A 13,872-nucleotide genomic window follows, 5' to 3' on the forward strand; every position below is an offset into this window, starting at 1 on the left:
CGCGCCGACCTGGTGCACCGGCTCGCGGCGCTGGCGGAGGGGCGCCTCGACACCGCAGTGCTCGTCGGCCAGCGGGAGACCGCGCGTACCGCGTTCCTCTTCTCCGGCCAGGGCTCCCAGCGCACCGGCATGGGCACCGAGCTGGCCGCCGCGTACCCCGCCTTCGCGGCGGCGTTCGACGAGGTCTGCGACGCCCTCCAGCCGCACCTGGAGCAGCCGCTGCGCCGGGTGATCGCGGAGAACCCGGACGGCCTGCTGGACCAGACCGCCTACACCCAGGCCGGCCTCTTCGCCGTCGAGGTGGCGTTGTACCGGCTGATCGAGTCCTGGGGCGTCGTCCCCGGCCACCTGATCGGCCACTCGGTCGGTGAGCTGGCCGCCGCGCATGTCGCCGGCGTGCTGTCCCTCGCCGACGCCGCGACCCTGGTCGCCGCCCGCGGCACCCTGATGCAGGCGCTGCCCTCGGGCGGGGCGATGATCGCGGTTCGGGCCACCGAGGCCGAGGTGCTGCCCCTGCTGACCGAGGGCGTGTCGATCGCGGCGGTGAACGGCCCGCGCTCGATCGTGCTCTCCGGCCGGCAGGACGCGGTCGAGGCCGTCGCCGCGCACTTCGGTAAGGCCAAGCGACTGACCGTGAGCCACGCCTTCCACTCGGCGCTGATGGAGCCGATGCTCGACGACTTCCGCCGGGTCGCCGAGAGCATCACCTACCACGAACCGCGGATCCCGATCGTCTCCAACGTCACCGGCCGGCTCGACGAACGGCAGGACGCCGCCTACTGGGTGCGGCACGTCCGGGACGCCGTCCGGTTCGCCGACGGCCTCAGCGCCCTGGCCGACGCCGGCGTCACCACCCTGCTGGAGATCGGCCCCGGCGGTGTCCTCACCGCGCTGGCCGAGGACTGCCGGACCGACGGTCAGGTGGTCGTCGCCGCGCTGCGCAAGGACCGCCCCGAACCGGTGGCTCTTCTCGCCGCGGTCGGCCGCCTGCACGTGCACGGCGTGTCGCCGGACTGGCGCGCCGTGCTCCCCGCCGGCCGCCCGGTGCACCTGCCCACGTACGCCTTCCAACACGAGCGCTACTGGCCGGACACCTCCCGCCGGTGGACCGGCGATTTGACCAACGTGGGCGTACGCCCGGCCGGGCACCCGCTGCTCGGCGCGGCCGTCGCGCTCGCCGACGGCGGCGGCTTCCTCTACACCGGCCGTCTCAGCCTGGACCAGCACTCCTGGCTCGCCGACCACGCCGTGCAGGGCACCGTGCTGGTGCCCGGCACCGGTTTCGTGGAACTCGCGCTGCGCGCCGGTGAGCAGGTCGGCTGCGGCCACCTGCGGGAACTCACCCTCCAGGCGCCGCTGGTGCTGGCCGAGCGCGGCGACACCGAACTCCAGGTGTGGGTCGGCCCGGCCGAGGACGACGGCTCCCGCGCGGTGACCATCCACTCCCGAGCGGTCGACGTCACCGACCCGGACAAGCCGTGGACCTGCCACGCCGCCGGGGTGGTCCAGGCCGCCGAGGCGTCCACCGCGGACTGGCGGGACTTCACCAGCTGGCCGCCCGCCGGGGCCCAGCCCGCCGACCTGACCGGCTTCTACGACCGGCTGGCCGCGCAGGGGTTCACCTACGGGCCCGCGTTCCAGGCGCTCCAGCGAGCCTGGGTGGCCGGCGAGTACGCGTACGCCGAGGTGCGTATCCCGGACGGCAGCGGCACCGACGCGGCCGATTTCGGCCTGCACCCGGCGTTGCTCGACGCGGCCATGCACGCCACCGGCCTGCTGCCGGCCCGCACCACCGAGCAGGGCAACCGGCTCCCGTTCGCCTGGAACGACGTGGCGCTGCACTCGGCCGGAGCCACCGACCTGCGGGTCCGGGTGCGGATCGCGGAGAACGCCGACGTGAGCGTCGCCGTCGCGGACGCCACCGGCGCGCCGGTGGCCGAGGTGCGGGTGCTCACGTTGCGGCCCATCTCCGCCGACCAACTCGCCACCACCGACGACACGCTCTTCCACGTCGACTGGCCGGCCGTCACGACCACCGCCGTCGACCCGGGCCGGATCGTGGTCCTCGGCGACGACCTGCCCGCACTCGACGCTCGCGGCGTGGACCGTTACCCGGACCTCGCGGCCCTCGGTGTCGCCCTGGCCGGTGGGGCGGACCGTCCGGACCTGGTGCTGGTCGACTGCTCCGCAACGGACCCGGACCCCCGGTCCACCCACGCCACCACCATCGCCGCGCTGGTCACCGCGCAGCACTGGTTGGACGACGCGGCCTTCGACGGGGCCCGGCTGGTCCTGGTCACCCACGGGGCGATCGCCGCCGGCCCGGACGAGGACGTCACCGACCTGTCCGCCGCCCCGGTCTGGGGCCTGATCCGCTCGGCCCAGTCGGAGAACCCGGAGCGCTTCGTCCTGGCCGACCTGGACGCGCACCCGGAGAGCCCCGGCCGGCTGATCGAGGCGGTCACCTCCGGTGAACCGCAGATTGCCGTACGCCGCGGTGCGGTACGGGTGCCCCGGCTGGCCCGGCTCGCCCCGACCCGTGAGACGCACCGCCCGCTCGACCCGGACGGCACCGTTCTGATCACCGGTGCCACCGGCACCCTGGGCGGCCTGCTCGCCCGGCACCTGGTCACCCGGCACGGCGCGCGGCACCTGCTGCTCACCAGCCGCCGGGGCGGCGCCGCCGACGGCACCGCCGAGCTGTGCGCCGAACTGACCAGGCTGGGCGCCGCGGTGACCCTGGAGGCCTGCGACACCGCCGACCGGGACGCGGTCGCCGCGCTGCTCGCCTCGGTGCCCGCCGAGCATCCCCTGACCGCCGTGGTGCACGTCGCCGGGGTCTCCGACGACGGCGTGGTCAGCGCACTCACCCCGGACCGGGTCGCCGCGGTGCTGCGGCCCAAGGTCGATGCCGCCCACCACCTGCACGAGCTGACCCGGGACGCGGACCTCAGCGCGTTCGTCCTGTTCTCCTCGCTCGCCGCGACCCTCGGCGGTGGCGGTCAGGGCAACTACGCGGCGGCGAACGCCTACCTGGACGCGCTCGCCCAGCACCGGCGGGCCGCCGGGCTGCCCGCGGTGTCGCTCGTCTGGGGCCTGTGGGACGCCCGCAGTGGCATGTCCGAGCACCTGGATGACACCCACTTCTCCCGGATCGCCCGCGGCGGCATCGTCTCCATGCCCTCCGAGGACGCGCTCGCGCTCTTCGACCGGGCGATCGCCGCGTCCGTACCGGTGGTCGCGCCGGCCCGGCTGGACTTCGCCGCGCTGCGGGCGCAGGGCGCCCAGGGCGGCGTCCCGGTGCTGCTGCGCGGTCTGGTCCGGGTGACGGGTGGCCGGCCGGGCACCAAGAACCGCGCCGGCAACGCGTTCCTCACCCACCTCGCCGCCCTCGCCGAGGCGGACCGGGAGAAGGCACTGCTCGATCTCGTACGCGGACAGGCAGCCGCCGTCCTGGGCCACTCCGGTCCGGCGGCCGTCCCGCCGCAGCAGCCCCTCTCCGAACTCGGCGTCGACTCGCTGACCGCCGTGGAGATCCGCAACCAGTTGGGCGGGGCGACCGGGCTGCGCCTGCCGGCCACCCTCATCTTCGACTACCCGACCCCGCAGGCCCTCGCCGGATACCTGCACGAGCAGCTGATCGGCATCGAGGCGCCGACACCGGCGGTTCCCGAGGCCGCGCCGATCGCCGCCGACGAGCCGATCGCCATCGTCGGCATGGCCTGCCGCTACCCCGGCGGGGTGCGCACGCCCGAGGACCTGTGGCACCTGGTCGACGTGGGCGCAGACGGGATCACCGGGGTGCCGGAGGATCGGGGCTGGGACATCGCCGGTCTCTACGACCCGGAGGCGGACCGACCGGGTGGCTTCTACGTCCGGGAGGGCGGCTTCGTCGACGGGGCCACCGACTTCGACGCCGCGTTCTTCGGGATCAGCCCCCGCGAGGCCGTCGCGATGGACCCGCAGCAGCGGGTGCTCCTCGAGGTGTCCTGGGAGGCGATCGAGCGGGCCGGCATCGACCCGGTGTCGCTGCGCGGCAGCCGGACCGGCGTGTTCGCAGGCACCAGCGGCCAGGACTACGGCGGTGTCCTCGGCCGTGACCCGTCCAGCGTCGGCGGTTTCGGCCTGACCAGCACCACCGCCAGCGTCATCTCCGGCCGCGTCTCGTACGCGCTCGGGTTGGAGGGGCCGTCGTTGTCGGTGGACACCGCCTGCTCGTCCTCGCTGGTGGCCCTGCACCTCGCGGCCCAGGCGCTGCGGCAGGGGGAGTGTTCCCTCGCGCTGGTCGGTGGCGTGATGGTGATGGCGACCCCGGCCGCGTTCGTCGCGTTCAGCCAGCAGCGCGGGCTTGCCCCGGACGGTCGGTGCAAGTCGTTCGCCGGGTCCGCCGACGGGATCGGCTGGGCCGAGGGCGCCGGCGTCCTGGTGGTCGAACGGCTCTCCGACGCGCGCCGCAACGGCCACCAGGTCCTCGCGGTGGTCCGGGGCAGCGCGATCAACCAGGACGGCGCCTCCAACGGGCTGACCGCCCCGAACGGCCCGTCGCAGCAGCGCGTCATCCGGGCCGCCCTCGCCAACGCGGGCCTGGGCACCGCCGACGTCGACGTGGTCGAGGCGCACGGCACCGGCACGGTGCTGGGCGACCCGATCGAGGCACAGGCGCTGCTGGCCACGTACGGCCAGGGCCGGCCCGCGGACCGGCCGCTGCGACTCGGGTCGATCAAGTCGAACATCGGGCACGCGCAGGCCGCCGCCGGTGTCGCCGGGATCATCAAGATGGTCGCGGCGATCCGCAACGAGACGATGCCGCGCACCCTGCACGTGGACGAGCCCACTCCCGAGGTGGACTGGTCGGCCGGCGCGGTCGAGCTGCTCACCGACGCCCGACCGTGGGAGGCGTACGGGCGTCCGCGCCGGGCCGGCGTCTCGTCCTTCGGTGTCTCCGGCACCAACGCGCACGTGATCATCGAGGAGGCGCCGGCTGCGCCGCTCGACGAGCCGGCCGTGGTGTCGCAGGACGTGCCGTGGGTGCTGTCCGGGCGTACCGCCCGGGCTGTCGCCGACCAGGCTCGCCGGCTCACCGACCTGGGTTCGGCGCCGGCCGAGGTCGCCCACTCGCTGGTGGCCCGATCCGAGTTCGTCCAGCGCGCGGTCGTGCTCGGCCCCGACCACCGCAGCGGGCTGGCGGCGCTGGCTGACGGTTTGCCGTCCAGCACGGTGGTCTCCGGTGTGGCGCGTTCGGCCGGTGTGGTGTTCGTGTTCCCGGGTCAGGGTTCGCAGTGGGTCGGCATGGCGGTGGCTCTGCTGGATGCCGAGCCGGTGTTCGCGGCGCGGATCGCGGAGTGCGCGGCGGCGCTGGATCCGTTCGTGGACTGGAACCTGTTGGAGGTGTTGCGCTCGGACGATCCGTTGGAGCGGGTGGACGTGGTGCAGCCGGTGTTGTGGGCGGTGCACGTGTCCCTCGCCGAGGTGTGGCGGGCCAGGGGCGTCACCCCGGACGCGGTGATCGGCCACTCGCAGGGGGAGATCGCGGCGGCCTGCGTGGCGGGTGTGCTGTCGCTCAGCGACGCGGCGAAGGTCGTCGCGTTGCGCAGTCAGGCACTGCTGTCGATCGCGGGCACCGGTGGGATGGTGTCGGTCAACGCCGGCCTGGACGTGGTCACCCCCCTGCTGACCGAGGGGGTCAGTGTCGCGGTGGTCAACGGGCCGACCAGTGTCGCCGTGGCCGGTGCTGACCTGGACGCGTTCCTGGCCGCCGCCGAAGCGGCTGGGGTGCGGGCCAGGCGGGTGAAGGTGGACTACGCCTCGCACTGCGCTCTGGTCGAGCCGGTGGAGGCGGAGTTGGCCCGTCTGCTGGAGGGTGTGCGTCCGCAGCCGGGTGTGGTGCCGGTGTTCTCCACGGTGGAGGACGGCGGCCAGATGGACGCCGGTTACTGGTATCGCAATCTGCGTCAACCGGTCCGGCTCGACCAGGCCGTGCAGGCCGCGTACACCGCTGGGCACCGGATCTTCGTCGAGGTCAGCGCGCACCCCGTGCTCACCGGTGCGATCGCCGACACCGCCGACGTTCCCGCCGTCGGCACGCTACGCCGAGGCGAAGGCGGCCCCCAGCAGATCGTGCGGGCCCTCGCCGAGGCCTGGGTGCAGGGCGCCCCGGTCGACTGGAGCACCGTCGTCCCGCCGGCCCGGACCGTCGACCTGCCCACCTACCCGTTCCAGCACCAGCGGTTCTGGGTCGACGAGGTCAACCTGCCGGTCACCGCCGACATCGCCACCGCCGGTCTCAGCGCCGCCAGCCACCCCATGCTCGGCGCCGCCATCCCGCTGCTCGACTCCGACGCGGTCCTCTTCACCGGCCTGCTCTCCGTCGAGGCCCACCCGTGGCTCGGCGAGCACAAGGTGATGGGTGCCAACGTCATGCCCGGCACCGCCTTCGTCGAACTCGCCCTGCACGTCGCCACCCAGACCGGATGCCGGCGACTGGAGGAACTCACCCTGCTCACCCCGCTGATCGTGCCCGAACGCGGCGCCCGCCAACTACAGCTCTGGGTGGGCCCACCGGACGGCAACGGCCGGCGCGCCTTCAACGTCCGCTCCCGCTCCGACGACGGAGAGCCCGCCGACGCGCTCAGCCCCACCGGCTGGATCCACCACGCCACCGGCGCGATCAGCACCGCCGCCGATCCCGCCGCACCGGCCGACCTCACCACCTGGCCACCGCCGGGCGCCCGGCCCGTCGACCTCACCGAGTTCTACGAGGCCGTCAGCCGGACCGCCTTCGACTACGGACCGATGTTCCAGGGCCTGCGCGCCGCCTGGGTCACCGAGGACGACGTCTACGCCGAGCTGTCCCTGCCCGAGTCGGGCCGGGCCGCCGCGGGCGCCTACGGAATGCACCCGGCCCTGCTCGACGCCGGCCTCCAGGCCATGTCGCTGAACAACTTCCTGACCCGGATGGGCGACGGCGAACCCGCCGAACGGAGTCGCCTGCCGTTCGTCTGGAGTGGCATCTCGCTGCACGCCACCGGCTCCTCCAGCTTCCGGATCCGGCTCAAGCCGGCCGGCGCCGTCGGCGTCTCGTTCACCGTCGCCGACAGCACCGGCGCGCCCGTCGCCGAGATCGACTCGCTGATCATGCGGCCGGTCTCGGCGGACCGGCTGGCCAGTGCCCGCGGCGGCGACCACGAGTCGCTGTACCGGCTGGACTGGACCCCGGTGCTGCCCGCGACGGCGCCGGCCACCGCCGTCGTCGGCGTCGACCCGTACCAGCTCACCGGTGTCGCCGGGGCCGGGTACCCGGACCTGGCCGCGCTGGCGAACGCCCCGGCCGTACCAGAACTGGTCTTCGCGACGCTCGAAGCGGATCCACTGGGGACGGCCGAACCCGGCGTCGGCGCTCGGCGCACCACCACCCTCGCCCTCGACCTGGCGCAGCGATGGCTCGCGGAGCCGGCGTTCGGCGCGTCGCGCCTGGTCGTCGTCACCCGCGGCGCGGTCGCGGCGACCACCGACGACGCGGCCGGTGACCTGGCCGCAGCCGCCGCATGGGGCCTGATCCGCACCGCGCAGGCCGAGAACCCGGACCGGTTCGTCCTGCTCGACCTCGACGACGATCCCACCTCGCTCGCGGTGGCCGTCCCGGCGGTCGCCTCCGGCGAGCCGCAGGTGGTCGTCCGTGCCGGCCGCCCGCTGGCTCCCCGCCTCGCGCCGGTCCCGGTCGCGCCGGAACCGCGTGCGGACATCACCACCGGCGACCCGGACGGCACGGTGCTGATCACCGGCGGCACCGGCACCCTCGGCGGGCTGCTCGCCCGGCACCTGGTCACCGAGCACGGCGCTCGGCGGCTGGTGCTGACCGGACGGCGCGGACGCTCCGCCGACGGGGTGGACGAGCTGGTCACCGACCTGACCGACCTCGGTGCCGAGGTCACCGTGGAGGCCTGCGACGCCACCGACCGCGACGCCCTCGCGGCGGTCCTCGACCGGATACCGGCCGACCGGCCGCTGACCGTCGTGCACGCGGCCGGGGCGCTGGACGACGGCGTGGTCACCGCGCTGACCCCGGACCGCATCGACGCCGTACTGGCGCCGAAGACCGACGCCGCGTGGAACCTGCACGTGCTGACCCGGGATCGCAAGATCGCCCGGTTCGTGCTCTTCTCCTCGGCGGCCGGCGTGCTCGGCGGCGCGGGGCAGGGCAACTACGCGGCGGCCAATGCCTTCCTCGACGAGCTGGCCCGGCACCGCAGGGCACTCGGCCTGCCCGCCGAATCCCTGGCCTGGGGCCTGTGGGAGCAGGCCAGCGGCATGACCGGGCACCTGGACGGCGCCGACCTGCGCCGGGTGGCGCGCGGCGGGGTCCGGCGACTGCCGACCGCCCGGGCGCTCGCCCTGTTCGACACGGCGGGTGTGCTGGACGAGCCGCTGCTGGTTCCGGCCGACCTGGACCTGGCCGGACTGCGTAACCAGCCGGTGGAGACCGTGCCGGCGCTGCTGCGCGGGCTGGTGCGCGGCGCCACCCGGCCAATCGCCGAACCGGCCGGCGGCCCGTCGGTCGTGGGCCTGGCCCAGCGGCTCGCCGGCCTCTCCGACGAGGACGCCGACGCCCTGGTCCTCCAGGTGGTACGCGCCAACGTCGCCGCCGTCCTCGGCTACCCGAGCCCGGACGAGGTGGACCCGACCCTGCCGTTCAAGGAACTGGGATTCGACTCGCTGACCGCCGTCGAGCTGCGCAACCGGCTCAACGTCGCGACCGGCCTGCGGCTGCGCGCCACCCTCGTCTTCGACTACCCGAACGCCCACTCGCTCGCCGCGTACCTGCGGGCGCAGGTGGTGCCCGACGAGGTCGGAGCGGCCGAGCCGCTGCTGGCCGAGCTGAGTCGGATCGAAGCCGCCGTGGCCACGCTGCCCGGCGACGGGCCGGTCCGCGAGCAGGTGACCAGTCGCCTGCGGGACCTGCTGGCCGGGCTGGAGCCCACCGGTGCCGCAGACGTGGCGCAGGACCTCGAGTCGGCCACCGACGACGAAATGTTCGAGTTCATCACCCGAGAGTTCGGAGTGTCGTGATGGCAGACGACGAGAAGCTTCGCCATTTCCTCAAGAAGGTCACCACCAGCCTGCAGGAGACCCGCCAGCAGCTGCACGAGGCCGAGAACCGCGACCGTGAGCCGATCGCGATCGTCTCGATGAGCTGCCGGTTCCCCGGAGGCGTACGCGGGCCGGAGGACCTCTGGCAGATGCTGGTCGGCGGGCGCGACGCGCTCGGCCCGCTCCCCGCCGACCGCGGCTGGGACCTGGAGTCGCTCTACAGCCCGGACGCGGACGCACCCGGCCAGAGCTACGTCCGGGAGGGCTCGTTCCTGACCGACGCCGCCGACTTCGACGCCGCGTTCTTCGGGATCAGCCCGCACGAGGCGCTCGCCATGGACCCACAGCAGCGGCTGCTGCTGGAGGCGTCCTGGGAGGCGATCGAGCGGGCCGGCGTCAACCCGCAGAGCCTGCGCGGCAGCCAGACCGGCGTGTTCGTCGGCATCACCCAGCAGAACTACGGCACCGCGCTGCACGAGGCGCCCGAGGGCGTCGACATGTACCTCGGCACCGGCACCACCACCAGCGTCGCGTCCGGCCGGATCGCGTACAGCCTGGGCTTCGGCGGACCGGCCGTCACGGTGGACACAGCCTGCTCGTCGTCGCTGGTCGCGATGCACTGGGCGGTCCAGTCGCTGCGGTCGCGCGAGTGCGACCTCGCCCTGGTCGGCGGCGTCACGATCATGGCGGCGCCGGGCGCGTTCATCCTGTTCAGCAGGCAGAAGGGGCTGGCCGCGGACGGGCGGTGCAAGCCCTTCGCCGAGGCCGCCGACGGCACCGCCTGGGGGGAGGGCGTCGGCATCATCATGGCCGAGCGGCTCTCCGACGCGCAGCGCAACGGCCACCCGATCCTGGCGATCGTGCGGGGCAGCGCGACCAACCAGGACGGTGCCTCCAACGGCCTCACCGCCCCGAACGGGCCGGCCCAGGAGCGGGTCATCCGGGCCGCGCTCGCCAACGCGCGACTCACCCCGGACCAGGTCGACACCGTCGAGTCGCACGGCACCGGCACCACCCTCGGCGACCCGATCGAGGCGCAGGCGCTGCTGGAGACGTACGGCCGGGGCCGTCCGGCGGAGCACCCGCTCTGGATCACCTCGGTCAAGTCGAACATCGGGCACACCCAGTCGGCGGCCGGCATCGCCGGGCTGATCAAGGCGGTGCTCTCCATCCAGCACGGGATCCTGCCGAAGACCCTCAACGTCGACGCACCCACCTCGCACGTGGACTGGTCGGCGGGCGCCGCGCAGGTGCTCACCGAGACGATCCCGTGGCCGCAGACCGGGCACCCGCGCAGGGCCGGGGTCTCGTCGTTCGGCGTGTCCGGCACGAACGGGCACATCATCCTGGAGCAGCCACCGGCCGAGACCCCCGTCGACGCCACCGACGGCAGCGACGGTCAGCTCGCCGCGTGGCCGATCTCGGCACGTACCGAGGCCGGTCTCGTCGAGCAGGCCCGACGCCTGCACGAGCACCTGACCCGGCACCCCTCGCTCACGCCGACGGACGTCGGTCACTCGCTGTGGAAGACCCGGGCCACCTTCGACCACCGCGCCGTCGTCGTCGGCGCCAACCGCACGGAGATGCTGCAGACCCTCGCCGAGTTCCCCGACGGCAGCGCCCCCCGGGCCGACCACCTGCTCGGCGGCCGGCCGCTCTTCGTCTTCCCCGGCCAGGGCTCCCAGTGGCTCGGCATGGCGACCGAACTGCTCGACCAGGAGCCGGTCTTCGCCGCCCGGATCGCCGAGTGCGCCGCCGCCCTCGACCCGTACGTCGACTGGTCGCTGCTCGACGTGCTGCGCTCCACCGACCCGGCCGCGCTGAACCGTGTCGACGTGGTGCAGCCCGCGCTGTGGGCGGTGATGGTCTCGCTCGCCGAGACCTGGATCTCCCGTGGCGTACGGCCCGGCGCGGTCATCGGCCACTCCCAGGGCGAGATCGCCGCCGCGTGTGTGGCCGGCGCCCTGTCGCTGACCGACGCCGCCAAGGTGGTCGCCCTGCGCAGCCGCGCGCTGCTGGCCTTGTCCGGCACCGGCGGCATGGTGTCGGTCAACGCCCCGCTCTCGGCGGTCGAACCGCTGCTCACCGACGGCATCGCCGTCGCCGCCGTGAACGGCCCGTCCAGTGTGGTCGTGGCCGGCGCCGACGTCGCGGCCTTCCTGTCGGCGGCCCAGGCGGCCGGCGTCCGCGCCCGGCAGGTCCAGGTGGACTACGCCTCGCACTGCGCCCAGGTCGAGCCGATCGAGGACGAGCTGGCCCGGCTGCTGGACGGGATCACTCCGACCGCCGGCACCGTGCCGATCATCTCCACGGTCACCGGCGAGCCGATCGACGGCACCGCGATGAACGCCGGCTACTGGTACGACAACCTGCGCAACCCCGTCCGCCTCGACCGGGCGGTCCGCACCGCCCTGGGCGCCGGTCACGCCCTGATCGTCGAGATCAGCCCGCACCCGGTGCTGATCGCCGGGCTCACCGGCCTCGCCGAGGAGACCGGCGGCGACGCCGTGGTCCTGGGCACGCTGCGCCGCGGCGACGGTGGGCTCCGCCGGTTCACCCAGTCGTTGGCCGCCGCGTACGTGCACGGTGCCACCGTCGACTTCGCGACGGTCCAGCCGCAGGGACGCATCGTGCCGTTGCCGACCTTCGCCTTCCAGCGCCGGCCGTACTGGCTGGGCGGCCAGCGGCCCCCGGCGCCCACCGCCGCGACGCCCGGCACGGACGACGCCGTCTTCTGGAACGCCGTCGAGCGGCAGGACGCGGACGTGCTCGCCGAGACCATCGGCGCCGACCCGGCGGCGGTGGGGGACCTGCTCCCGGCGTTGTCGTCGTGGCGGCGGCAGCGGCAGACCGGCTCGATGCTGGACAGTTGGCGCTACCGCGACGAGTGGGCACGCGTCCCCGACCAGCCCGCCCGCCTCACCGGCACCTGGCTGGTCGCCGTACCGGCCGGTTTCGACTCCTCGCTGCCCGCCCAGGTCGGCGACGCCCTGCGAGCTGGCGGCGCGCAGGTGGTGCCGCTGGAGATCGACCCAGTCGACGTCCAGCGCACCGCCCTGGCCGCCCAACTCACCCTGGCGCTCGACGCGGCCGGCTGCGACCGCCCCGACGGGGTGCTGTCCCTGCTCGCCCTGGACGAGCGGGTCCTGGACGGGCACCGCTCCACCCCGCGCGGCTTTGCCGCCACCGTCGTCCTGGTGCAGGCCCTCGGTGACCTCGGCGTCGGCGCCCCGCTCTGGTGCGCGTCACGCGGCGCGGTCGGCACCGGACCGGGTGACCCCCTGGCCAACCCGGCCCAGGCGCTGCTCTGGGGCTTCGGCCGGGTGGCCGCGCTCGAACACCCGGAACGCTGGGGCGGCCTGGTGGACCTGCCCGCAACCCTCGACGAGCGAGGCTCGGGCCTGCTCTGTGCCCTGCTCTCCGGCGCGACCGGCGAGGACCAGGCCGCGATCCGCCCGCCCGGCCTCCTCGGCCGGCGCCTGATGCGCGCCCCGGTCGGTGACCGCGGCCCGGCGCGGAGCTGGGAGCCGCGCGGCACCACCCTCATCCTGGGTGGCACCGGCGGCCTCGGTTCCCAACTGGCCCGCTGGCTGGCCGAACGCGGTGCCGAGCACCTGCTGCTGGTCAGCCGCCGCGGCCCGGACGCGCCCGGTGCGGACCGGCTGCGTGACGACCTCACCGCGCTGGGTACGACCGTCACCCTGGCCGCCTGCGACGCCGCCGACCGGGACGCCCTGGCCGCGCTGATCGACGCGATCCCCGCGAAGACCCCGCTGACCACTGTGGTGCACAGCGCCGCCGTCCTCGACGACTGCGTGATCGACGCGCTGGAGACACACCGCGTCGACGGTGTCCTGCGCGCCAAGGTGGACTCGGCCCGCCACCTGCACGAGCTGACCCGGGGCCTGGACCTGGACGCGTTCGTCACGTTCTCCTCCTTCGCCGGCACGGTGGCCAGCTCCGGCGTCGGCAACTACGCCCCCGCCAACGCCTACCTGGACGCCCTGGTGCAGCACCGCCGGTCGCTCGGCCTGCCGGGCACCGCGATCGCCTGGGGGGCCTGGGGCGGCGGTGGCATGGCCGACGGCGAGTTCGGTGAGCTGCTGACCCGGCACGGCGTCGCCGAGATGGCACCCGAGCTGGCGATCACCACGCTGCGCCAGGCGGTGGAGCACGACGAGCCGTTCCTCACCGTCGCCGACATCCGGTGGGAGCGGTTCTTCGTCGCGGTCACCGCGACCCGGCCCAGCCCGCTGGTCAGCGCGATCCCGGAGGCACAGCAGGTGCTCGCGGCCATCGCCCGCGACGGGGACGGCGCCGGCGAGAGTGCCACGGCGCGCCTGGCGGGCCTGCCGCCGGCCGAGCGGGCCAAGGTCCTGCTGGAGACGGTACGGGCGCAGGTGGCCACGGTGCTCGGTTACGCCTCGGCCGACGAGGTGCCGCCGAAGAAGGCGTTCCAGGAGCTCGGCTTCGACTCGGTGACCGCCGTGGAGCTGCGCAACCGCCTGGGTGCCGCCACCGGGCTGCGGCTGCCCGTCACCCTCGTCTTCGACTACCCGAACCCGGTCACGCTCGCCGCCTTCCTGGACAGCCTGTGCGGCGGCACCGATGACAGTTCCGCGCTGGACGACCTGGACCGGCTGGAAGCGGCCCTGGACAGCCTCGAACCGGACGACGTCACGTACGTCCGGTTGATGACCCGCATGCAGGCGCTCGTCGCCGACTGGAAGCACGGCCGCGCCGAGCCGGTGGAGACCGCGGGCGAAGCCCTGGCCGACGCCACCG

General features: G+C 74.5%; 2 pseudogenes. Both read left to right on the forward strand.

Annotation, left to right across the window (positions count from 1 at the left end):
* Positions 1 to 129: 129 nt before the first annotated feature.
* Positions 130 to 8,760 (forward strand): annotated as a pseudogene (locus LADH09A_RS09990) (SDR family NAD(P)-dependent oxidoreductase); the annotation flags it as partial.
* A pseudogene (locus LADH09A_RS09995) lies at positions 8,680 to 13,655 on the forward strand (type I polyketide synthase); the annotation flags it as partial. The pseudogenes LADH09A_RS09990 and LADH09A_RS09995, both read left to right, overlap by 81 nt.
* Between the last annotated feature and the right edge of the window lie 217 nt (positions 13,656 to 13,872).

Source organism: Micromonospora cabrerizensis (assembly GCF_022230955.1).
In the GTDB taxonomy this organism is placed as follows: domain Bacteria; phylum Actinomycetota; class Actinomycetes; order Mycobacteriales; family Micromonosporaceae; genus Micromonospora; species Micromonospora cabrerizensis.